The organism is Citrobacter sp. CtB7.12, assembly GCF_001297795.1.
In the GTDB taxonomy this organism is placed as follows: domain Bacteria; phylum Pseudomonadota; class Gammaproteobacteria; order Enterobacterales; family Enterobacteriaceae; genus Citrobacter_A; species Citrobacter_A amalonaticus.
The window spans coordinates 250939-274577 of sequence record NZ_LIFT01000007.1; the positions used below are offsets into that span (position 1 = coordinate 250939).

Genomic DNA, 23639 nt, shown 5'->3' on the forward strand with positions numbered 1-23639 from the left:
GCTTTATCGCGCAGCGCGCTGCAGAATCACCGTAGAAGGCAGACGTTGCAGGAAGCGCATTCGCAGCATCATCATAACCGCCGCCGACGTCAGGCCGATGATAAAGCCCATCCAGAATCCAGCCGGCCCCATCCTGTCCACCACCAGGTCGGTCAGGGCGAGAATATAACCGCTCGGTAATCCCAACACCCAGTAGGCGGTAAAGGTGATAAAGAAAATCGAACGCGTATCTTTGTAACCACGCAGGATCCCGCTGCCGATGACCTGGATGGAGTCCGAAATCTGATAAACCGCCGCCAGCAGCATCAGTTGCGCCGCCAGCGTCACCACTTCAGGATTGTCGTTATAGAGCAGGGCGATGTGCTCACGCAGCGTCACGGTAAAGATAGCCGTCAGACACGCCATGCAGACGCCAACGCCTAAACCAGTACGCGCGGCGGTTTGCGCATCCAGCGTTGAACCTTGTCCGAGACGATAGCCCACGCGAATAGTGACCGCCGCCGCCAGTGACATCGGCAAAACAAACATCAGCGAACTGAAGTTCAGGGCGATCTGGTGACCAGCGACATCGACAATGCCCAGCGGAGAAACCAGGAGCGCCACCACGGCGAACAATGTGACTTCAAAGAACAGTGCCAGCGCAATCGGCAGACCCAGTTGCACCAGACGCTTCATTACTACGTTATCCGGCTTGCTGAAACGCTGTTCATTGCGGATATCGCGCATTGAACGCGCATGTTTCACGTACCAGAGCATGGCGCTAAACATCACCCAATAGACCGCCGCAGTCGCCACACCGCAGCCGACACCGCCGAGTTCCGGCATGCCGAAGTGACCATAGATAAAGATATAGTTCACCGGGATGTTGACCAGCAGGCCAAGAAAACCCATCACCATGCCGGGTTTGGTTTTCGCCAGACCTTCGCACTGGTTACGCGCAACCTGGAAGAACAGATAGCCCGGTGCGCCCCATAACAATGCACGAAGGTAACCGACGGCTTTATCCGCCAGGGCCGGATCGATGTTATGCATAGAGCGGATGATATAACCGGCGTTCCACAGCACAATCATAATCAGCAGTGAGACGAAACCCGCCAGCCAGAAGCCCTGACGCACCTGATGCGCAATGCGATCGCGGCGTCCGGAACCATTGAGCTGAGCAATCACCGGAGTCAGCGCCAGCAGCAACCCGTGGCCGAACAGAATGGCGGGCAGCCAGATGGAGGTGCCAATGGCGACGGCCGCCATGTCGGTGGCGCTGTAACCACCCGCCATCACGGTATCGACGAACCCCATTGCGGTTTGGGCGATTTGCGCAAGAATCACCGGTATTGCCAGAGCCAATAACTGACGCGCTTCACTGATATACTTCTGCACGTGTACACCTATCATTTTGTTTTTATTTGAGAGACTAAAAAAGCCGCCACGGGTGGCAGCAAGAAGAAGATGTAAGGGGAAATTTCAGTCTATTGTAGCGATGAATGCTAATTTCACCAGTGAAAAAAACAGGCCAAGGGGCACTTCACTGGCAACCTGATTTTCCAACTGCTATTGTGGCAGGCAGAAATGGCTTAACTGAATTCAGGAGTTGTAGGTATGTTTACAGGTATTGTGCAGGGCACCGCAAAACTGGTGTCGATCGATGAAAAACCCAATTTTCGCACCCATGTAGTGGAATTACCTGAATACATGCTGGACGCGCTGGAAACGGGCGCGTCGGTGGCGCATAACGGCTGCTGCCTGACCGTCACAGAAATTAACGGCAATCGCATTAGTTTTGATTTGATGAAAGAAACGCTGCGGATCACCAATCTGGGCGATCTGAAGGTGGGCGACCTGCTTAACGTCGAGCGTGCGGCAAAATTCAGCGATGAGATTGGCGGGCATCTGATGTCCGGTCACATCATGACCACCGCGGAAGTGTCAAAGATTTTAACCTCCGAAAACAACCGTCAGATCTGGTTCAAAGTCCAGGATCCGACGCTAATGAAATACATCTTGTACAAAGGTTTTATCGGGATTGATGGGATCAGCCTGACCGTCGGAGAAGTCACCGCGACGCGTTTTTGCGTGCATCTCATTCCGGAAACCCTGGAACGCACGACGCTGGGTAAGAAAAAACTGGGCGCGCGCGTCAATATCGAAATCGATCCGCAAACGCAGGCGGTGGTGGATACGGTAGAACGCGTGTTGGCTGCGCGTGAAGCGGCGGTAACGAAAACCGCCAGCGAAGCGTAAAACCCTCCAGCCCCCGCAAGACGGCGGGGGCATAAGAAAGTTTAGCGGGCTACGCGCAGGCCGTCTTCGACGCCGCGCGAGAATACCACCTGCCAGAGCTGAATATCGCGGGCGCGAAACGCGCCGGCGCAGGCGTTGAGGTAGTAGCTGAACATCCGTTTAAAACGCTCGGAATAGTTCTCGGCAATTTCAGGCCAGGCAGCGAGAAAACGCTCGTACCATGCCATCAGCGTCTTGTCGTAATCCGCGCCGAAGTTATGCCAGTCTTCCATCACAAAGTGCGATTCACTGGCGTTGGCTATCTGACGTACTGACGGGAGGCAACCATTCGGGAAGATATACTTGTTGATCCACGGGTCGACATTATTGTCGGTTTTTTTCGAACCGATGGTATGTAATAAGAACAGCCCTTCGGGTTTCAGATTGCGATCAACCACGTCAAAATAGGTCGCGTAATTTTTAGGGCCGACGTGCTCAAACATGCCTACCGAGACAATGCGGTCAAACTGATCGTGCAAATCACGATAATCCTGCAACAGAATCGACACATCCAACCCGGCACAGCGGGCCTGAGCCATTTTCTGCTGCTCGGCTGAAATCGTCACGCCAACCACACTGACGCCGTAATGCGTCCCCATATAGTGCGATAACCCCCCCCAGCCGCAGCCAATATCCAGCACACGCATACCGGGTTGCAGTTGCAATTTCTCGCAGATTAACCGCAGTTTGGCCTGCTGCGCCGCCTCCAGAGTATCCGCGTCTTTCCAGTACGCGCAGGAATACTGCATAAAGGGGTCGAGCATACGGCTGAACAGATCGTTGCCGAGATCGTAATGTTCTTTACCGACGATCCACGCTCGTTTTTTACTTTGCAGATTGAACAGGCGAGCGGCCGCGATGCGGAGGGTATCTTTGAAATGATGGGGAAGTTGGTTTTCCAGTCCTGCTCGCAGAACTTTGCTAAAAAACTGGTCCAGCCGATCGCATTCCCACCAGCCATCCATGTAACTCTCACCCAGACCGAGCGACCCCTCTTGTAAAACGCGTTTGAAAAAATCGGGGTTTTTAACGCGTATATCTGCTGGTGAAGAGCCGTTGATGGCAATGCCCGCGCGGCTTAATAATTCGTTAGTGATACGGTACCAGTCGTCATCCGGTACGCTGACTTCTTCTATACACGATGAACTCATAGTTTCTCCATCACTGGTCGGTGATCAGAACCTTAAAACAGCGTAGACGCTTTTTGGGCTTTGTGAGAAATCTCACGGAAACATTCCGCGAGTCTATTATCCGACGTAGAACAGAGGAAGGGAGGACCCCTTGCCGAAAAGGCCATCCATGGGGAACCGGGAACGCTCCGGTTCCCGTTAACACATAATAATTATCGTAATTTTTAACAACCTAAATTTAGTATAGGCCTCAAAAAACGATGATACAACCAAAAATTGTTAGCCGACTAATTAACGGTGATTATGAGTGATATCAATGGGATTCGCTGTGGGCAATCCCGCAATTATCATGCTGCGCACAGTCGTTAGAAGGCTGCAGTTGCATCTTATAGCCCAGTCCAGCCAGTACCACCGTAGACAACATCACGCTGGTCGTGGTCAACAGCGGTGTGCTGATAAGCCAGGAAACGACCAGGCTTGCCAGGAAGCACAGACCCAACTGCAGGGTATTTTGCAGGGCTGCGGCACGACCCGTCGCCTGCGGGAATGGACGCAGCGCCTGGGCAACCACAATCGGGTAAATAGCCCCGTTGGCAATCGCCATTATGCAGAAGGGGATCAGGATCTCTGCAAGCGTGATGTGATGGATAAAACTTGCCGCCCAGGTTGCCACCACGCTCAGCGCATAGATAACCAGCAGCCAGGGCAGGAGCTGTTGTCCCTGCCATTTTTGCAACGCGGCGCGACAGCCATAGCCGCCAATCAGAAAAGCAATGGTCTGCGGTACGTAGCTCAGCCCAATCACCGCCGGGCTGTAGCCCATTTCACTCAAAATAAACGGGGAACCGGTCAACCACGCAAAGAAGCTGGCAGAACAGGCGGCGTAAATCAGGACGTTGCCGCGGTACGCTTTCGCACGCAGCAGGGTGGTGAACGTCAGTTTGTCCTTGCTGTCATCGCGAGCTCGGGTGGTGGGCTTTAAAAACAGGGCGGGCAGCATCAGCAGCAGCGTGATGAAAAACAGCGTGGCAAAGATCGCCTGCCAGGAAAGATGGGTCAGAATCCAACTGCCTAATAACGGCGCCAGTGCAGGAGACAGCCCGACCAGCGGCATGATGGTCGCGAAAATGCGGTTAATTTTATGCGAAGGATAGTAATCGGTAACCAGCGCCTGCCAGATGACGGTCGCCGCGCAGACTCCCACGGCCTGAATAAAACGCAGTACTAACAGGCCCGTTGCGCTCTCCACCCACAGCATACCCAGGCTACCGAGGGCGAAGACAGACAGACCCAGCAACAGGATCGGTTTACGGCCATAACGGTCAGAGAGGGGTCCCCACAGCAGTTGGGCGACGGCGAAGCCTGCTAAAAACAGACTCAGGCTGGCGCTTACGGCAGAGGCCGGTGTTTGCAGGTCAGATTGAATGGCGGCAAAAGCGGGCAAATACATGTCGGTTGCCAGAAAACCCAACACGCTGAGCCCTGCCAGCCAGACTAAAAACCCTTTTCCTGGTTGCATAGTTGTTCTCTAATTTTGATTAATCACACTGGCGCAGAGTGTAGGGAGTGAATTTGGGCTTGTGAAACGGTAATATTTGTTTATTGCATTCAAAAATTTTGTAGGCAGATTATGTGGTCAGAATATGCGCTGGAAGTGGTCGATGCCGTGGCACGCAACGGGAGCTTCAGTTCCGCGGCCCAGGAGTTGCACCGGGTGCCTTCAGCGGTCAGCTATACGGTTCGCCAACTGGAAGAGTGGCTGGCCGTCCCGCTTTTTGAACGTCGCCATCGTGATGTGGTGTTAACGCCGGCGGGCGCCTGGTTTTTGAAAGAAGGCCGCTCTGTCATCAAAAAAATGCAGATCACGCGTCAACAGTGTCAGCAGATCGCTAACGGCTGGCGTGGGCAACTCCCCATTGCGGTGGACAATATCGTGCGCCCGGAACGCACGCGGCAATTGATTGTCGATTTCTACCGCCACTTTGATGACGTGGAACTACTGGTCTTCCAGGAGGTGTTTAATGGCGTCTGGGACGCGCTGTCAGATGGTCGGGTCGAACTCGCCATCGGGGCAACCCAGGCGATCCCGGTTGGCGGACGATACACTTTCCGCGATATGGGTAAGCTGAGCTGGTGTTGTGTCGTTGCCAGTACGCATCCGCTGGCCGCCATGAGCGGGCCGTTAAGCGATGACACGTTGCGCAACTGGCCGTCGCTGGTGCTGGAAGATACCTCCCGCACGCTGCCGAAACGCGTGACCTGGCTGCTGGACAATCAGAAGCGGGTGGTGGTGCCGGACTGGGATTCTTCCGCGACCTGTATCAGCGCCGGACTCTGTGTCGGCATGGTCCCGACACATTTCGCCAAGCCGTATCTCAACAAGGGGCAGTGGGTCGCGTTAAATCTGGATAATCCTTTCCCGGATGCGGCCTGTTGCCTGACCTGGCAGCAGAATGATATGTCACCTGCGCTGATCTGGCTGCTGGATTATCTGGGAGACAGTGAAACGCTGAACAAAGAGTGGCTGCGGGAGCCCGATGAGACTCCCGCAGAAGAGGCTTAACGACGGTAGTCGCGGAACGGGCCATCCGCCACGGAGCGGCGCTCCACCAGGCGCGGGTGGACTTCAATAGACTGCGACTCTTCGCGTTTATTGACGATACGGTCCAGTAACATATTAAAGGCCGTCTCACCCAGTGAATCTTTCGGCTGGTGGATGGTGGTCAACGCTGGTGTAAAGAAGCGGGCGTTGCGCACGTTGTCGTAGCCTATCAGCGACACGTCCTGCGGGACGCGCAGACCCATCTCATCAGCGGCGCAAAGGGCGCCCATCGCCATGACATCGCCGCCACAGAAGACCGCCGTTGGGCGATGCGCCTGCGACAGAATTTGCTGCATGGCGCGGTAGCCGGATTCCGGCTCGAAGTCGCCTTGAACAATCCAGTTTTCAGGCACTTTAATCAGCGCTTCATCCATCGCTTTCATAAATCCGGCCAAACGGCCTGCGCCGGTGTTACGCTCCATCAGTCCTGGGATCACGCCAATTTCGCGATGTCCACGCTCGACGAGGTAACGGCCTGCCATGTAGCCGCCCTCGAAGGCGTTATCAATCACCGTATCAGTGAAGTCGGCTTTGGCTTCGCCCCAGTCCATCACCACCATTGGGATATGACGATATTCTTCCAGCATCGAGAGCAGGGGATCGGGGTATTCGGAACACATTACCAACAGGCCATCAACGCGTTTTTGCGCCATCATCGACAGATAGGCACGCTGCTTTTCCAGGTTGTTCCAGACGTTGCCGAGGATCAGGGTATAGCCCTTCTGGAAGCAGTTCTTCTCAACCGCTTCAATAATTTCAGCAAAATAGGGGGCTTCGCTGCTCGTCGCCAGCAAACCGATAGATTTGGTATGGTTAACTTTCAGGCTACGGGCAACCGCGCTGGGGGAATAGTGCAATTCTTTGATTGCCGCCCACACTGCATTGCGTGTTTCTTCAGCGACGAAACGCGTTTTGTTAATTACGTGTGACACGGTTGTAGTGGAAACGTTTGCGCGCTTCGCTACATCTTTAATTGTTGCCATTAAATCTCACTCCAGACCCAACCTGAACATTAAATTACGCCAAGTAAACGTTTGCCTTTACTCATCCTGTGCCCAACGTCAGGGCTGCGGCACGCCGGGAAACGACACGGAACGTCAGGAAGGGGTCAATGGCCGGTACGCTAATCAAGTAAGCGTCGAATTTTGTCTGATCTTTACGAAAAGGGGAAGTATTAAAAGCACATATCACTCTAAATCGTGGGAGATTTTTACACTCAAGTGTGTAAAAATGCGCTATATCACTTTTTGTGTGGGTATAAAAAGGAGAAAAGTTGATGAGCACCGATCTGAAATTTTCATTAGTGACCACGTTTATTGTCCTGGCTTTAATCGTTGCGGGCGGCCTGACGGCGGCACTGCACTGATCCCCTCGGGGGAGTTCCTGCTCCCTCGAACCTCCCGCCATATTGTTATTGAATCTGCAAAAGTCTTTTGTATTTTTGTTAACTTCTCTTTTTTTGTGATTGATGTCATGCTTTTGACTCTTTGTTAAGCATCGCGCCCTGTCGCGAAGAGCCGGAGTCATCACTGCATGAAAATCAATTATCCGTTACTGGCGCTGGCCATTGGTGCGTTTGGCATCGGTACCACCGAATTCTCGCCAATGGGTCTGCTGCCCGTCATCGCGCGTGGCGTTGATGTGTCTATTCCCGCGGCAGGTATGCTGATTAGTGCCTATGCGGTTGGCGTGATGGTCGGCGCGCCGTTGATGACGCTGTTGCTGTCACATCGCGGACGCCGTAATGCGCTCATTTTTCTGATGGCTATCTTTACGCTCGGTAACGTGCTCTCGGCGATTTCACCGGATTACACCACGCTGATGTTGTCACGTATTTTAACCAGCCTTAACCACGGCGCATTCTTCGGCCTGGGCTCGGTGGTGGCGGCAAGCGTGGTGCCGAAGCACAAACAGGCGAGCGCCGTTGCGACCATGTTTATGGGGCTGACCATCGCCAATATCGGCGGTGTGCCGGCGGCGACCTGGCTGGGTGAAACCATCGGCTGGCGAATGTCGTTTATGGCGACAGCGGGGCTGGGGGTTATCTCGATGTTGAGTCTCTTCTTATCATTGCCAAAAGGCGGTGCCGGGGCGCGCCCGGAAGTGAAAAAAGAGCTGGCGGTGCTGATGCGTCCTCAGGTGCTCTCCGCGCTACTGACTACCGTACTGGGAGCGGGCGCCATGTTCACGCTCTATACCTATATTTCGCCTGTTCTGCAAAGCATCACCCATGCGACACCGGCCTTTGTGACCGGGATGCTGGTTCTGATCGGTGTGGGCTTCTCCATTGGCAACTACCTCGGAGGGAAACTGGCCGATCGCTCGGTTAACGGCACGCTGAAGGGCTTTTTGCTGCTGCTGATGGTAATTATGCTGGCGATCCCTTTCCTGGCGCAGAATGAACTGGGCGCGGCGGTCAGCATGGTGGTCTGGGGGGCGGCAACCTTTGCGGTCGTCCCTCCGTTACAAATGCGCGTCATGCGTGTGGCTCATGAAGCGCCGGGTCTCTCATCTTCCGTGAACATTGGCGCGTTTAACCTTGGAAATGCGCTGGGCGCTGCGGCTGGCGGGGCCGTCATTTCAGGTGGATTAGGCTACAGCTTTGTTCCTGTGATGGGGGCGATTGTGGCGGGTATGGCGCTGTTGCTGGTGTTTATCTCGGCGAGAAAACAACCTGAACAGGTGTGCGTCGCCAGTTAATGGCAGGACAAAAACGCAGAAGGGATTCCCTTCTGCGTTATCTTTTTTACGCGGCGAAGTTCTTCGCTACAAACTCCCAGTTTACCAGCGCCCAGAAGTGTTCAAGGTAGCCAGGACGCGCATTGCGGTAGTCAATGTAGTACGCATGTTCCCATACGTCGACGGTCATCAACGGCGTGGCGTCGGTGGTCAACGGCGTGCCAGCGTTGGAGGTGGAAACGATAGCCAGCTTGCCCTCTTTTCCTTTAACCAGCCAGGTCCAGCCAGAGCCGAAGTTTTTGATCGCCGCGTCGGTAAATTGCGCTTTGAACTCGGCAAAGCTGCCGAAAGAGGCGGTAATCGCGTCAGCCAGTTCGCCGGTTGGCTCGCCACCAGCATTCGGTGCCAGGCAGTTCCAGTAGAACGTGTGGTTCCAGACCTGAGCAGCGTTATTGAACACGCCGCCTTCCGAACTGCGTACGATCTCTTCCAGTGATTTCCCTTCAAAGGCGGTGCCTTTGATCAGGTTGTTCAGGTTGGTGACATAGGTCTGATGGTGTTTGCCATAGTGATATTCCAGCGTCTCGGCGGAAATGTGCGGCGCAAGCGCATCTTTGGCATACGGTAGTGCAGGTAATTCGAACGACATTGCTTCTCTCCTTATTATTAATAGTATTTCGCGCAATAACCTTATTGTGCGTAAGGATAGGGTAGCAAATTGAAAGGTGAGACAAAAGATGAACTTACCCTGTTGCGTTAACAACAGGGTAAAGTTTTAACGAATGGTTTTGGGCGTCATGACCCGGCGAGCGCCGACATAGTGGCGTTGCCAGTAATCTTCGCTGAGCGATGTGATCTGGATTTCCTGACCGCTGCGCGGTGACTGAATAAATTTGCCGTTGCCGACATAAACGCCGACGTGATCGGCAGTACCACGTCCCTGAGTGCGGAAGAACACCAGATCGCCATTTTTCAATTCCCCACGATCAATCGGTGCGGCATCACGCAGGTGATACATTTCATTTGCTGTGCGCGGAATACGGAATTTAACCAGATCTTTATAAGCGTAATAAACCAGACCGCTGCAATCGAAACCGGTGCGCGGAGACGTACCACCCCAGCGGTACGGCTTGCCAATCTGACTCATTAATTTGTTCATCGCCGTGCTGGTCGCTTTTTGCACTTTCACTTTATGGGCATCCGCAATCTTTCCTGACGCCGTGTTCTTCACTTTCACACACGTCGGCTTGTGTCCTTTACGCGGGGTGCACTTTTCACTCCAGCTGACAGCGGCTGTCTTTTTCGCAGCGACGGTTTTACTTTTGCGACTGGCTGTTTTGCTGGTTTTGGCAGAGGCGGTGATTTTTTTCTTAGAAGAAGAGGCGGTTTTCGTGCTGGTTTTGCTGGTCGTTTTCCTGGCGGTTTTTTGATTGGTTTTATTCGTTTTTTTTGCTGTTGCCGTACTTTTCTTTTTGTTGCTGGTTTTCTTACTATCCGTAAGACCAGCCGTATCCCTGGCTTGCTTGGACGCATGTGCCATCGGCATAAAGGGAATCGTTGTAAATAGCAAAGCACAGAGCGTGAGGGAAAGTCGGTTTATCCGCGCCACTGAGCATTCCTCTGTTAAGGCAGGTCGCAATCATACCTGCGTGTGATTTACAAAACCTGATGATTCTAATCTATAGAAACGAATAAAGTTAATAGCTTTTATTGTTAAAAATACGGTTTCGCTATTGAGTGCAAAAAAAAACAGCAGCCAAAGCTAAATCTGCTTATTTAGCGCACACTTTCGACACAGGCACTGAGGAAACTATTATTGGGAATGCAACTTATGCGTTCAGACGATAAAATAGTAAAGCGTAATGAAAATGTTATTTTCCGATGTCGCTCTGAAACGCTACAATGTCAGTCGACTGCCGTAAAAGAAGTTAAGGAAGCAAGACAATGAGCACCACTATCGAAAAAATCCAGCGCCAGATCGCTGAAAACCCGATTCTCCTGTATATGAAAGGTTCTCCAAAACTGCCAAGCTGCGGCTTCTCCGCCCAGGCTGTGCAGGCACTTTCCGCCTGTGGTGAGCGTTTTGCCTATGTGGATATTCTGCAAAACCCGGATATTCGCGCAGAACTGCCAAAATATGCAAACTGGCCGACCTTCCCACAGCTGTGGGTTGATGGTGAACTGGTTGGCGGCTGCGACATTTTGATCGAAATGTACCAGCGCGGCGAACTGCAGCAGTTGATCAAAGAGACCGCTGCAAAATACAAATCTGAAGAATCAGACGCTGAGTAATCAGTAGACGGTTAAAGGGGAGCTTTTCCTGACTCAGGTTAAGCTCCTTTTCATTTCTGCGCTTCCTATCCCCAGTCCAGCCCCTGCGGCGAACTGGAAAACCCGACTTCCCGTAGCAGGGTAAAGATAGGGGGTTGCCGTACCGGTTTATCGTTAACTTCCGACAGTGTGAAACGCAGTCGCGGTTCACGGCGTAAGGCGCTCGCCAGCGCCCTGAAAATCTCCGGCGAAGGCATTTCCTCATTTTCTGTCCAGATCATCATCTTTTTTCCTCCCTGAGCAAGGTACAGCCGCAACTGTCCAGCGGAAATCACGACAAACGCGCCGTTACGCCGCCCGGGGACCAGAGATGACGGATGCGTCGGCCACGGTAGTAGCGTTCCCCAGGGATTAGCGGGATCGTTCGCAGATAGCGCCACCGCCGTAAACGCCTGTTGTTCAGACGTCGACGGCGTCAGATCGCGCAGACGATCGACAGTGTCCCGCTCGGCAAACTGCGCGCCGCCCATTCCCTCCACGAACCGCCCACGCAGAATTCGCCCAGAATCTTCCATGCTTCGGCACAGCGTCTGCATGGCGGGAAAGCCGCCAGGCACATTCTCGGCAATCACGGCCTGGCGACCAATTACGCCGTAGCGATCGAGCATATTCTCGGCACAGGCCAGCATCCTTTCAGTATCATTCAACGTCTCTCGCGGCAGCAGCGACCAGCGACCGGCCAGCGCAGGCGTGGTGTAAGAAACCGGTACAGCGATGGACGAGAGGCGCGGCGCGGCATAAGCCGGGCGTCCACGACGCATACGCGGCGAACGTCGTGACGGCTGGCGCGATGCGGCGACAGTACGCGACAGGCCACGCAGCGGAGCCCAGATATCGGTCGTGATATACCCTTGCCAGACCAGACCCCAAAGTGCCTCATGCAGCGTGGCTGGCGTTAACCATTCGTCACCGCCAGCGTCTGCCGCACGCGTCTGAATCAACGCGCTAAGTTGCTGCGCAAACCATGCGCCACCACCAGAAAGAACGTCCAAAATTGCGCGCTGTAAGTCTGAAAGCGCCTCGCTGTCACCGGATGGCGGGGAAAGCGTTTCTGCCAGGTAATCCCGTAAATGCAGTACCACCCGTCCATCATCGTCGCCCAGTTTTTTTTGTCCTGACCAGATGACTTCACCCGTCGCCAGCAACTCATCGAGCATATCCGGTGAATAATCGCGGACACGAGCAGGGAAAATCTGGCTTTCCCACAACGAGGCAGGCAGGCCGACTCCGGCCAGTTGTTCAATAACACGCGTGACGCCGTCACTTCCTTCCAGCGTACCCGTGGAGGAGGGCGGTAGGCGCGCAGGGCTGCCGTCGGCGGATGAAATAAGTCCCTGACGCTCCAGCAACAGTCGGGTGTAGCTCGTTGCCGGAACCGGACGGGTTGCCTCTCTTGCCGCATGCAGCGAGCGGATGCGAAGACGATGAAATACGTCCTCATTCACCCACGTTGACGCTTCGTCAGGTGTGGAAGATGTACCGGCACGCAACGGAATGAGGACACCGTCATAGCGCAATTGACGCAGTTGATCGCCGGCGACGGCTACCCCCACCCCGAACGTCTGCGCAATCTGGGTGCGAGTAAACAACGTGTGGGTACGGCTGAAGCGCAGGAAAAGATCGCGCAGCGGCGCGTTCACCGGATGCAGCCACGCCGGTGAAATCGTCGCAGGCAGGCGAATACCCAGCGCGTCACGAAGTCTGGCTGCATCGTCCGTGCAGGCCATCTGCGCCGTGTCCGCGATAACGACCGGGAAGATACGTTTTTCAGCGGACAGCTCATCAAGCCACGTCCTGATGTCAGCGAGCGTTCCTTCGTGTCTGGCGGCAATTTCGTCGACGCTCATTGGTCCCAGTTCGCGCAGTAAATCGTAAACGCCTTCCATCCCCTGGGCTTTCCTGCCCGCCGCCCGCCGCTGAAGTTCATCTTCAACCTGGCGGATAATTTCCGGGTCAAGCAACTCCAGTGGATCGCCCTGGCCTAACAGGTTGCCCAGCAGTTCGCTGTCCAGCGCCAGTACCGAAGCCCGACGTTCCGCCAACGGCGCGTCGGTGGCGTACATAAATTCCGCGACGTAGCCGAAGAGTAGATCGGTGGCGAAGGGTGAGGGGGTTGGCGTGGTCACTTCAGACATCTGGATCTCGCCGGTGTTCAACCGGCGTATGACCTGCTCAAGTGCGTCGAGATCGTAAACGTCCTGCAGGCACTCACGAGCTGTTTCCAGAATAATGGGGAAATCAGGATAGCCCGCCGCGATTTCCAGAAGCTGACTGGCGCGCAGGCGTTGCTGCCAGAGCGGCGAACGACGCCCTGGCGTGCGGCCCGGCATCAGCAGGGCGCGGGCGGCGCATTCTCTGAAGCGGGCAGCAAACAGCGCCGTACTGCTGACGGCCTCCCGGACAATGCGCAGCAGTTTTTCCGGTTCAAACAGGAAAATAGCGGCATCGGGCAGTTTCCCGTCGCTGTCCGGTATGCGCGCGACAATCCCATCATCACTGGCAACAATCGACGCGTCAGCCCCCCACTGCGCATGGAGGCGTCCGGCAATCGCCAGCGCCCAGGGCGCGTGTACCCGACGACCATAAGGGGAATGCAGAATAACCCGCCAGTCACCCATTTCATCGCGACAGCGCTCAAGCACCAGATGACGACTCCAGGGGAGCACGCCCGTGGCATTTTTTTGATCGTCAATTAACCCTTTGATATTCGACAGAACATTGTCAACGCGCAGTCGGGGTGAGAGCCGGCGTTCTGCGTTGTCATCGGACATGGTATGGATAAAATCACCAATGCGTTCTCCCAGTTCCGCCGGGCGCCCGACGCCTTCGCCGCGCCAGAACGGCAGTCTGGCCGAGCGTCCGGGCGCGGGGACAACGATAACCTGATCGCGGGTGATTTGTTGAATTCGCCACGAGGTAGCACCCAGCGTGATGATGTCGTTGACGCGTGATTCGTACACCATTTCTTCATCCAGCTCGCCTACGCGACGCGATCCGGCTTGTTCATCCCCTTCGGGAAGCAGCACGCTGAACGTGCCGCGGTCCGGAATGGTACCGCCGCTGGTTACCGCCAGAAGCTGCGCGCCAGGACGGGCCGTTAATAACCCGGTTTCGCGGTTCCAGATTATGCGCGGTCGGAAGACGGCAAAATCGCCGGAGGGATAGCGCCCTGCCAGCATATCCAGCGTGGCGTCAAATGCGCTTCTCGGCAAATCCTGCCACGGTGAAGCCCGGCGGACGAGGGCATACCAGTCATCAACATTGAGTGGATCCATTGATACGGCAGCAACGGTTTGCTGCGCCAGAATATCCAGCGGGTTGCGTGGCGGCGTCAGCGTTTCCAGTTGTCCGGCGTACATACACTCGACGATGACGGCAGAGTCAATCAGATCCCGACGGGTTCTGGGGTAGAACAGCCCCTTTGATACCCCGCCGACCTGGTGACTGGCGCGCCCGATGCGCTGCAGGCCGCTGGCGACAGAAAGGGGCGTCGCCACCTGAATCACCAGATCAACCGCCCCCATGTCGATCCCCAGTTCCAGACTGGAGGTCGCCACCACGCAGCGAAGTTCGCCGGATTTCAGCGCATGTTCGGTGACGGCACGCTGTTCTTTGGACACCGAACCATGATGCGAACGGGCAATGTATTCTGCGGCGTCCTGCGCCCGGTTACTGGTGGACCCGGTTAGCGAGTCAAAGTGCACCAGCTCTGCCTGCGGTTGGGGCAACGCTTGTCGTCGCGAGAGATACAGCTCGTTCAGGCGGGCCGTCAGCTTTTCCGCCAGCCCACGCGAGTTGGTGAAAACAATGGTGGAACGATGGCTAAGGATTTGATCGAGAATACCGGCTTCAATGCGCGGCCAGATGGAACCTTCTCGCCCCTTGTGAATGGCCTCGCCGCTGTCGCTATTGTCCGCTAAGACCTCATCAAGATTGGCGGCTGGAGCGACGATGTGGATATCCGGGTGACGGGTAGAAGGCGGATTGATAACGGTAACCGGACGATCGCCGCCCAGAAAAGCGGCAACGGCTGTAACCGAACGCACGGTCGCCGACAAACCAATGCGCTGCGCCGACGTTGCCAGAAGCGCATCCAGACGTTCGAGACTCAGCGCAAGATGCGCGCCGCGTTTTGTGCCTGCTACCGCATGTACTTCATCGACGATCACCGTTTCAACGCCGCGCAGCGTCTCTCTGGCGCGGGAGGTGAGCATCAGATAAAGCGACTCCGGCGTGGTGATCAGAATATCGGGCGGATGACGACTCAGCTTCGCACGCTCCTGAGGCGATGTATCGCCGGTGCGGATCCCAACCCGAATAGCCACCTCTGGCGCGCCGGATTTCTTCCGTTCTTCGCTAATCCCCAGCAGGGGAATTTGCAGGTTGCGCTGGACATCCGTACCCAGGGCTTTTATCGGGGAAATATAGAGGATTCGGGTGACTTTCTTTTCTTTGCCGGAGGAGGAGGTGGCGTGCGCTGCCTCGCCTTCACGAAACAGGCTATCCAGGGCATAGAGAAACGCGGCAAGGGTTTTCCCCGAACCGGTCGGGGCGATCACCAGCGCGTGCTGATTCGCGGCGGTCACGGCCCACGTTTGCGACTGCACCGGCGTAGGATGCTGAAATGCCGAGGTAAACCAGTCGCGGGTTGCCGGTGAGAAAATATCCGGCAGCGGAGGCGGCGCATTTTTTGCTGACATGTTCCCTGTCCCTTTTGCGATGTTGGCGAATCAAGACCTTTTTACAGAATAGCGGGAAATGCGCAGGGTGTATTGATACTGGTCAAATATACAGTATGAGTGAAAGGGGGAGCGACCTGATAACCGACGTTATCAGGTCACCAAATCAGGCTTCTTCGGGCAGAGGTAACGGCCAGCCGCCGAGACGCTTCCAGCGGTTAACAATTTCACAAAACAGCACGGCGGTGCGCTCGGTATCGTACAGCGCTGAGTGCGCCTGGGTACCGTCAAACTCCATGCCAGCCGCCAGACACGCTTTGGAGAGCACCGTTTGTCCCAGAGCCAGTCCGCTCAGGGCGGCAGTATCAAACGTCACGAACGGATGGAACGGGTTGCGTTTGAGCGACGCACGCTCAGCGGCAGCCATCATAAAGCTATGATCGAACGTTGCATTATGGGCGACCATAATGGCGCGACTGCAACCGCTGTCTTTAATGCCTTTGCGGACCATTTTGAAAATGGCGTGCAGGGCGTCATATTCACTCACCGCGCCACGCAGCGGGTTGGATGGATCGATACCGTTAAACGCCAGTGCTTCAGGCTGCAAATTTGCGCCTTCAAACGGTTCTACGTGGAATTGCAGCGTGCTGTCCGGCATCAGCCAGCCTTGTTCATCCATTTTCAGCGTGATGGCAGCTATTTCAAGCAGCGCATCGGTTCTGGCGTTAAATCCGGCCGTTTCAACATCAATGACGACAGGATAGAAACCACGAAAACGGTCGCACAGACCGGTAAGTTGAGCGTTATCGGACATCAGGGTCTCTTAGTACGGAAAAAATTGCAGCGCGCATTATGCCAAAAAAAGCGGAGTGATGCAGTAAAACAACGGGCGCAGAAAGCCACTGCGCCCGGCAGGAATCAGTTACCGAGTCCTTTCCCGGCGTCCTTCTCTTCGATCAGCTCGATTTTGTAACCGTCCGGATCTTCAACAAAAGCGATCACGGTCGTGCCGCCTTTAACCGGACCAGCTTCACGAGTGACGTTACCGCCATTCTGACGAATGCGCTCACAGGCTTCAGCCGCGTTATCGACGCTCAGGGCGATATGACCATAAGCCGTACCCAGCTCGTATTTGTCAACGCCCCAGTTATAGGTCAGTTCAATCACCGCTTCGTCACTTTCTTCGCCGTAACCGACAAATGCCAGTGAGTATTTGTATTCAGTGTTTTCACTGGTGCGCAGCAGCTTCATGCCGAGCACTTTAGTGTAAAAATCAATAGAACGTTGAAGATCGCCAACGCGCAGCATCGTATGAAGTAAACGCATGTTTTGTCCCCTTAAAAAATGGTCAATACATTCAAAATGTTGTTTTAGTATAGCGGCGTTTTTACGCCGCTATCAATGAAGGAATGCGATGGAGGGAATTAGAGCGTCGGGTAATCGGTGTAGCCTTCCGCACCGCCGCCGTAGAAACTTTCACTGCGTTGCGGGTTGAGTTCAGCTTTACGTTGCAGACGCGCCACCAGATCCGGGTTAGCGATGTAATCACGACCAAACGCGACGGCATCGATCAGACCCTTCTCAATTAAGGTCTCTGCTTTTTCACGCGTATAGGCGCCGGCACCGATAATCGGACCGTGGAAACGAGCGCGTACTTTTTCGCGGAACGCGTCGGTATACGGCTTGCCGCCAGCCCAGTCTGGTTCAGACATGTGCAGATAGGCGATGCCGCGTTTACCCAGTTCTTCAATCAGATACAGCGCATCGGCTTCTTCGTTCGGACCATTGTCGACATTCTGGAAGGTGCCAACAGGCGAAACGCGAATCCCGATACGGTCCGCACCCCATTCCTTAATACCGGCATCGACCACTTCCAGCACCAGGCGCGCGCGATTCTCCACGCTACCGCCGTACTGATCGGTACGATGGTTAGAAGAAGGGGAAAGGAACTGATGCAGTAGATAACCGTGAGCGGAGTGCAGTTCAACCAGATCGAAACCGGCTTCACGCGCATTGGCGATAGCCTGGCGGAAATCATTGACGATTCCCGGGATTTCATCGGTTTCCAGCGCGCGTGGCATAGAGGTATCCACTCGGATAGCCTGACCATTTTCATCACGCAGGGAAGTACGGGTCCCGGCGCTGATAGCGGATGCGGATACCGGCGGCTGTCCACCCGGTTGCAGGCTGGCGTGAGAAATACGGCCTGTGTGCCATAACTGAACGGCGATGTGGCCGTTTTCAGCATGAACACCGGCGGTGATTTTCTTCCATGCGGCGATCTGCTCATCACTGTGCAGGCCCGGCGCGCCGGCATAACCCTTCGCCTGTGCGGAAATCTGCGTCGCTTCGCTGATGATCAGACCCGCGCTGGCGCGTTGGCGATAATACTCGGCCATTAACGGAGTCGGGATGTCGCCAGGCTCAATGCTGCGCAGACGCGTCAGCGGGGCCATGAAAATACGGTTTGGTGCGGTGATCGCGCCCACTTTCAGTGGGGTAAACAGTTTATCTGATGACATAATGTTTTCCGTTATGAATAGACCGGTCGTCTAGTAAGCAGTTAAATAAAACGCCTGTTAAGCACCAGGCGTTTCGATGATATTTTTCACGTGCGCCAACGCGTTTTCCAGCGGGGTGGCACTGCGAGAAATTTTGGCCTGCAGATTCGCTCCCAGCCACAGCGCATAAAGGATTTGCGCCTGCTGCAGTGGTTCTCCTGCAAACGTCAAACAATGACTATCACGTCCTTTTTCCAGCGCCTGCGCCAGGATGACCATAATTTTCCCGGCCCCCTGGTCCATTGCGGTGCGCATATCTTCCGACAGGTCGCACACTTCGGCGGAGAGTTTAACCGTCAGGCAGCCGCTGATGATTCCTTGCTGGCAAAACTGATTCAGGGTTTCCTGATAATAAGCCAGAATGCGATCGCGGTAATTGCCTGGACCCGTGTCAAAATGCACCGTCAGCCGCTGATGATAACCGGCAAAATGCCGTTCCAGCATGGCGACGCCAAAGGCTTCTTTAGAGCGAAAGTAGTGATAAAACGATCCTTTCGGCACCCCGGCGGTTTTGAGCAACTCGCTCAGTCCCATACCGGTAAAGCCTCGCTGCATGCAAAGATGCTCACCGGTAGCCAGTAAGTGTTCGCGGGTATCGTACTCAGTTTGCTTGTTCATGGCAGGGAGTGTAATAGACCAGTCGGTCTAATGCAAGACAGGTTGCCAGAAATCGTGTTTACGTCTTCAATAGAGTGAAGACCTAATGAAGAGGAAAGGGCGTGGCAGAGCAGTTAGAGTTTTTCCCCGTTCAGAGCCCATGTCGGGGAATTTGCCAGTCAGATGAACGCGGTTTTTGCCGGGGGTGCCTGCGCAGTCGGGATGAGCGGTTCAACTGGCAAAAAATGAGCGACGCACAAAAACAAGATGTGCTGCGGTTATGCCGCCAGCGTCTGCTGCGTAAATTACGCGCAAATAAACCCGCCGCGCCAGAAGAACCTCAACAGCCTTCACTCTTTTAAGCCACTAATTGTATATACTCGCTGTAATTTACTTCACGAGGAAGCAGTTATGGTTCAGCGTATTACTCTTGCGCCACAAGGCCCGGAATTCTCCCGCTTTGTCATGGGATACTGGCGACTGATGGACTGGAATATGTCCCCCCGGGAGCTGGTGAGCTTTATTGAAGAGCACCTGGATTTAGGTGTCACGACCGTGGACCATGCGGATATTTACGGGGGTTATCTGTGCGAGGCCGCCTTTGGCGAAGCGCTGAAACTGGCTCCTCATCTGCGTGAGCGGATGCAGATCGTCACCAAATGCGGGATCGCCACCACCGCCCGTGCGGAAAACGCGCTCGGCCACTACATCACCGACCGCGATCATATTGTGAAAAGTGCGGAACAGTCGTTGATCAATCTGGCGACCGACCATCTGGATCTGCTGCTGATCCACCGCCCGGACCCGCTGATGGATGCCGATGAGGTCGCCGAAGCCTTCAAACATCTGCATCAGAGTGGAAAAGTGCGTCACTTCGGCGTCTCCAACTTCACCCCGGCGCAGTTTACGCTGCTGCAATCGCGCCTTCCGTTCACGCTGGCGACCAACCAGGTGGAGATCTCTCCGGTTCACCAACCGCTGCTGTTAGACGGCACCCTCGATCAGCTTCAGCAACTGCGTATTCGCCCAATGGCCTGGTCCTGCCTTGGTGGCGGACGTCTCTTTAATGACGATGCGTTCCAGCCGCTGCGTAACGAACTGGCGGTCATTGCGCAAGAACTGAATGCCTCTTCTATTGAGCAGGTGGTTTACGCCTGGATACTGCGTCTGCCGTCGCAGCCGCTGCCGATCATAGGCTCCGGAAAAATCGAGCGTGTACGTGCGGCAGTGAAAGCCGAGTCTCTGAAAATGAGTCGTCAGCAGTGGTTCCGTATCCGTAAAGCTGCACTGGGTTACGACGTCCCGTAAACGTAAAATCGAGGATCTCCGTTCAAAATCGCGTCACTGGTTTACACTTAACCGACATACATACAGAACGGAGGTCCCATGAAGCGATTGAGTCTGGCTGTGTTAACCCTGTTAGCCTGTGCGGGGGCGCAAGCCGCCAGTGAAACAGTGGAGATGAATCTGGTTACCCCGCAAGGTGTCGGGCAGTCCATCGGGGAAGTCACCATTGCGGAAACCGAGAACGGACTGGAGTTTACACCGGATCTGAAAGCGTTGCCGCCGGGAGAACATGGTTTTCATATCCATGCCAACGGCAGCTGTCAGCCTGCCATTAAAGACGGTAAAGCGTCTGCTGCTGAGTCTGCGGGGGGACATTTTGACCCGCACAAAACCGGTAAACACGCCGGACCGGATGGCGAAGGGCACCTGGGCGATTTGCCCGTGCTGGTGGTGAATGACGAAGGTAAAGCCATTGTTCCTGTCACGGCAACGCGCCTGAAATCTCTTAACGACATCAAAGACAAAGCGCTGATGATCCACGTCGGTGGCGATAATATGTCCGATCAGCCCAAACCCCTGGGCGGTGGTGGGGCGCGTTTCGCTTGTGGCGTGATCAAATAATCAGGACGTCAGCGACCCTTCTGGCGGCGCTTGTTCCAGTTGGGAAAGCGAACAATACAGTCGCCAGACGATCGCCGCCAGTTCTTGCGCGGCGGGTTGATGATGGTGAGACAGCGTCTGGCAAATCCGCAGGAGTTCAGCCAGCGTCGCGGCAAGCGGTCGTTGCTGGACGCCGCGTTCGCTCATCACATCATGCAGTAAAGCAATACAGATGTCCCTGACCTGCGACAGCGGGTCAGAACGCGATTCCCAGCCGCGCAGTTGCCAGACGACGTGCGAACAGTTGAGCAACACCACGCCCCAGCGTAGCAGCCAACGGCGTGCCAGCGCATCCTGACTGTTGCTTAACTGACTGATGTGGTGATAGGTCAGCGACTCGTACTCATTTTCACTGTACGTCGGATAACGGCTCAACTGATCGACAAAGCTCCGGCGCAGCGCCCGAATATGACGCCGGCTTTTGCGTGCATCCGAACCGGGACGCAAAATCGCGAACGCCAGCCATGACAACGCCACGCCGACAATCTTCGCCGTATTGTCATTCAGAAAATCGGCAAAGTCATAGACCGGCGGGTTGGTCACGGCGATAAACGAACCCATAAAGACAATCAGTTGCCCCCAAAGCCCCGCCAGTTTTGGCATCTGCAATTTCAATAATTGCATGGTGGTCAGCAAGGGGAACAAAAACAGCAGGAACTCCCACAGGTCACTAATCTGCACCATCAGCCCGAACTTGACCACGAAACTGAACAGCGAGAGCAATACCAGCGTGCGGATCAGCAGTGAGAGTGATTTAAAAGGTGTGGCGACGACGGAGTAAAGCACGCTGCTGATGGCCGCCAGGGTCAGCGCCGCCGATCCCGATTCCCACTGTGAAACAATGCTCCATGTGCCAATCACCATTAGCGTGACGAAGGTGCGCAGGCCGCTCCAGAGGGCTTCTGCGTGGTCGGTATGCCGTGCCAGCGCCGGCGCGCGCGGAATGTTAACGGTAGTAAGCGGCCCGCCATTTTCAATCACGCGTAGCTGACGGCTGGTACGCAGATAGAGACGGCAGAAATAACGTAACCGCTGCCAGAAGGCGACGTGACGATAGTCGCTTACGTCGGTGGGGGCGAGTGGCGCAATAATCCGCGCGACGGCATAAGTGTCAGTTTGTGAACGGGCCAGTGCTGTCAACAGTTGGTCAATAACATCACGTGTGTGGGCCGGAGGAGTCGGCCAGTTCAGTAACATTCTGCGCAGGCTCGAGATGACACTGGTCAGGCGCAGTTGATGGTGCAGCAGGACGTTCAGCAGCGCATTCTGACGCCGGAAGCGGTAATGGCTCCAGAATGCCTGAACACGCAGTAAATTCATTGTCAAAATCTGCCCGATCACCCCTTCGTGGGCCGAGCGGATGGCGTCAGTAGACTCAGGTTGCCACAGCAGGCTGGCGTGTTCCAACAGGCGCGCGTGCATGTTCTTCAGCGCAGTCAGTAGCGCGGTGCCATCGGAGGTGCTGGGCAAAATCATCATCATCGTGCCGCCGCAGAGGATCCCGACAATCACTTCGCAAACACGCGCCTGGGCGATATCCCAGAGTTGAGTGATGTCGACAATGTTCACCATCGGGAAGGCAATAATGGCGGCGGTGTATCCCGCGAGCTGGAAGGCATAAGCCACATTGTTGGTAAACTGCGCGCAGGCCCACGTACAGAAACCAATCCAAGCGGACATGCTCAACAAAAACAGCCACGGTTCGTTGAGCGTATGCCCGGCAAGAATTAACGCTGCGGTCGCCCCCAGCAGACTGCCGGCAATGCGCCCGAAACTTTTACTGATTACGCCGCCGACGGTGGGAAAACTGACCACGGCGGCGGAGGTCATCGCCCAATAGGGTTCATCCAGATTGAGATAGTAGGCAAACGTCAGCGCCAGGCACATCGCGAGGGTATTACGCAGGGCATAGCGCCACTGCCCGGCCGTCGCTTTCAGCCACGGCGTATTGCCCAGAGACACGCGCAGTCGCTTCATTTAGTTGGCGATCGCTACGCTACAGGTCGTGCCGGAAACGAGCGTTACGTCACGTGGAAACTGGTCAAATTCGATACGCACCGGAACGCGCTGCGCCAGACGCACCCAGGGCACGTTGGGTTTAATATCCGGCACCAGACCGGAATCGCTCTCCACGCTTTGGTCGTAAATCGCGCGGCCAATGCTGGATACGTGACCCTGTAACTTAATATTGCCGCTGTAAAGTGTAATCTGGGCAGGTGCGCCTTCGCGGATATGACGCAGCTTGGTTTCTTCAAAATAACCCATCACATAGAAGGAGTGGCTGTCCACCAGGGCAAACAACGGTTGACCGGAGGTGGCGAAGTCACCGGTACGCGTCGACAGATTGGTTATCCACCCGGAGACCGGGGCGTGGACATCCGTCTGCGCCAGTTGCCACTGCGCCTGTCTGAGCGTCGCCTGAGCGACGTCTACGCTTGCCTGCATCGCTTTGACGTTCAGATTGGCGGTATCCAGCTCTTCAGCGGAGATAAAATTCTGCGATAAGTGACGACGGCGAGTGGCTTCGTTATTGGCTTTCGCCAGTTCCGATTGTGCTTTAGCCAGTTGCGCCTGCGCGTTGAGCTCGGCGATATGAAAAGGGGTCTTATCGATACGAAAAAGCAGATCGCCGGCGTTGACGAACTGGTTATCTTTTATCGGGAGATCGACGATGGCGCCGGACACCTGCGGCGTAACGCTGACCTGTTCGGCTCGCACCTTTCCGTCACGCGTCCACGGGGATTGCATGTAATAATTCCACATAAACCATCCCGCCAGAACGGCGAGGGTAGCAACCACAATGGTGGAGAAATATTTCAGTGTTTTCAGCGTCATA

General features: G+C 55.1%; 20 protein-coding genes and 1 pseudogene. 8 read left to right on the top strand and 13 right to left on the bottom strand.

Annotated features, from left to right (window positions below; genetic code table 11):
* Positions 1-3: 3 nt before the first annotated feature.
* A complete protein-coding gene (mdtK, locus tag AOY24_RS11525; RefSeq protein WP_043001940.1) occupies positions 4-1377 on the bottom strand; it encodes a multidrug efflux MATE transporter MdtK in 1374 nt (457 codons plus the stop codon).
* 219 nt (positions 1378-1596) lie between these two features.
* On the opposite strand from mdtK, the gene AOY24_RS11530 reads away from it, so the two are divergent.
* The gene (locus tag AOY24_RS11530; RefSeq protein ID WP_043000817.1) at positions 1597-2238 is read left to right on the top strand and encodes a riboflavin synthase; all 642 of its coding nucleotides are present in this window, start codon (positions 1597-1599) and stop codon (positions 2236-2238) included.
* 41 nt (positions 2239-2279) lie between these two features.
* On the opposite strand, the gene cfa is transcribed toward AOY24_RS11530, so the two are convergent.
* Positions 2280-3428, bottom strand: coding sequence for a cyclopropane fatty acyl phospholipid synthase (cfa, locus tag AOY24_RS11535; protein ID WP_054176661.1), 1149 nt, complete (start codon positions 3426-3428; stop codon positions 2280-2282).
* A 292-nt stretch (positions 3429-3720) separates the two neighbouring features.
* The gene (punC, locus tag AOY24_RS11540; RefSeq protein ID WP_043000815.1) at positions 3721-4926 is read right to left on the bottom strand and encodes a purine nucleoside transporter PunC; all 1206 of its coding nucleotides are present in this window, start codon (positions 4924-4926) and stop codon (positions 3721-3723) included.
* A gap of 111 nt (positions 4927-5037) precedes the next feature.
* On the opposite strand from punC, the gene punR reads away from it, so the two are divergent.
* Positions 5038-5970, top strand: coding sequence for a DNA-binding transcriptional activator PunR (gene punR / locus AOY24_RS11545; protein ID WP_054176662.1), 933 nt, complete (start codon positions 5038-5040; stop codon positions 5968-5970).
* On the opposite strand, the gene purR is transcribed toward punR, so the two are convergent.
* On the bottom strand, positions 5967-6992 hold the full coding sequence (gene purR / locus AOY24_RS11550) for an HTH-type transcriptional repressor PurR (protein WP_044265381.1): 1026 nt from the start codon (positions 6990-6992) through the stop codon (positions 5967-5969). The two genes, punR and purR, sit on opposite strands and share 4 nt — an antisense overlap.
* A 293-nt stretch (positions 6993-7285) precedes the next feature.
* On the opposite strand from purR, the gene AOY24_RS24925 reads away from it, so the two are divergent.
* Together AOY24_RS24925 and AOY24_RS11555 are read left to right on the top strand one after the other, a co-directional pair.
* Complete coding sequence (locus AOY24_RS24925; protein WP_086512609.1) at positions 7286-7375, top strand: YnhF family membrane protein; 90 nt, start codon at positions 7286-7288, stop codon at positions 7373-7375.
* 167 nt (positions 7376-7542) lie between these two features.
* Entirely contained in the window at positions 7543-8709 is a 1167-nt protein-coding gene (locus AOY24_RS11555; RefSeq protein ID WP_044265379.1) for an MFS transporter, read from the top strand.
* Positions 8710-8755: 46 nt separating this feature from the next.
* On the opposite strand, the gene sodB is transcribed toward AOY24_RS11555, so the two are convergent.
* Together sodB and AOY24_RS11565 are read right to left on the bottom strand one after the other, a co-directional pair.
* Positions 8756-9337 carry a superoxide dismutase [Fe] gene (sodB, locus tag AOY24_RS11560; protein WP_043000811.1) on the bottom strand — a complete coding sequence of 194 codons (582 nt, stop codon included), beginning with the start codon at positions 9335-9337 and terminating at the stop codon, positions 8756-8758.
* 126 nt (positions 9338-9463) lie between these two features.
* On the bottom strand, positions 9464-10297 hold the full coding sequence (locus AOY24_RS11565; protein WP_043000810.1) for a C40 family peptidase: 834 nt from the start codon (positions 10295-10297) through the stop codon (positions 9464-9466).
* 335 nt (positions 10298-10632) lie between these two features.
* Here AOY24_RS11565 and grxD point away from each other — a divergent pair, with 335 nt between their 5' ends.
* On the top strand, positions 10633-10980 hold the full coding sequence (gene grxD / locus AOY24_RS11570; RefSeq protein ID WP_042319226.1) for a monothiol glutaredoxin 4: 348 nt from the start codon (positions 10633-10635) through the stop codon (positions 10978-10980).
* A gap of 65 nt (positions 10981-11045) precedes the next feature.
* Here the strand turns inward: grxD and AOY24_RS11575 are convergent, their stop codons facing one another.
* From AOY24_RS11575 to AOY24_RS11595, 5 genes are all read right to left on the bottom strand, one after another.
* Positions 11046-15719 (bottom strand): ATP-dependent helicase, encoded by a 4674-nt coding sequence (locus AOY24_RS11575; RefSeq protein WP_054176663.1) that lies wholly within the window; start codon positions 15717-15719, stop codon positions 11046-11048.
* Positions 15720-15864: 145 nt separating this feature from the next.
* A complete protein-coding gene (gene rnt / locus AOY24_RS11580) occupies positions 15865-16512 on the bottom strand; it encodes a ribonuclease T (RefSeq protein ID WP_043000808.1) in 648 nt (215 codons plus the stop codon).
* A gap of 104 nt (positions 16513-16616) precedes the next feature.
* The gene (gene gloA, locus AOY24_RS11585; RefSeq protein ID WP_043000807.1) at positions 16617-17024 is read right to left on the bottom strand and encodes a lactoylglutathione lyase; all 408 of its coding nucleotides are present in this window, start codon (positions 17022-17024) and stop codon (positions 16617-16619) included.
* A gap of 98 nt (positions 17025-17122) precedes the next feature.
* The gene (locus AOY24_RS11590; RefSeq protein ID WP_044265372.1) at positions 17123-18220 is read right to left on the bottom strand and encodes an alkene reductase; all 1098 of its coding nucleotides are present in this window, start codon (positions 18218-18220) and stop codon (positions 17123-17125) included.
* 57 nt (positions 18221-18277) lie between these two features.
* Positions 18278-18877 (bottom strand): TetR/AcrR family transcriptional regulator, encoded by a 600-nt coding sequence (locus AOY24_RS11595; protein ID WP_054176664.1) that lies wholly within the window; start codon positions 18875-18877, stop codon positions 18278-18280.
* Positions 18878-18978: 101 nt separating this feature from the next.
* On the opposite strand from AOY24_RS11595, the gene AOY24_RS11600 reads away from it, so the two are divergent.
* The 3 genes from AOY24_RS11600 to sodC all read left to right on the top strand — a co-directional run bounded on the left by AOY24_RS11600 (position 18979) and on the right by sodC (position 20764).
* Entirely contained in the window at positions 18979-19218 is a 240-nt protein-coding gene (locus AOY24_RS11600; RefSeq protein WP_043000804.1) for a DUF1289 domain-containing protein, read from the top strand.
* A 49-nt stretch (positions 19219-19267) separates the two neighbouring features.
* Complete coding sequence (locus AOY24_RS11605) at positions 19268-20164, top strand: aldo/keto reductase family oxidoreductase (protein ID WP_043000803.1); 897 nt, start codon at positions 19268-19270, stop codon at positions 20162-20164.
* A 78-nt stretch (positions 20165-20242) separates the two neighbouring features.
* On the top strand, positions 20243-20764 hold the full coding sequence (sodC, locus tag AOY24_RS11610) for a superoxide dismutase [Cu-Zn] SodC (RefSeq protein ID WP_043000802.1): 522 nt from the start codon (positions 20243-20245) through the stop codon (positions 20762-20764).
* Here sodC and AOY24_RS11615 read toward each other — a convergent pair.
* Together AOY24_RS11615 and AOY24_RS11620 are read right to left on the bottom strand one after the other, a co-directional pair.
* Positions 20707-22780, bottom strand: a pseudogene (locus tag AOY24_RS11615) (FUSC family protein). The gene sodC and the pseudogene AOY24_RS11615 overlap by 58 nt on opposite strands.
* Positions 22781-23638, bottom strand: a complete 858-nt coding sequence (locus AOY24_RS11620) for an HlyD family secretion protein (RefSeq protein ID WP_054176666.1) — start codon at positions 23636-23638, stop codon at positions 22781-22783. It abuts the pseudogene before it with no gap.
* Between the last annotated feature and the right edge of the window lies 1 nt (position 23639).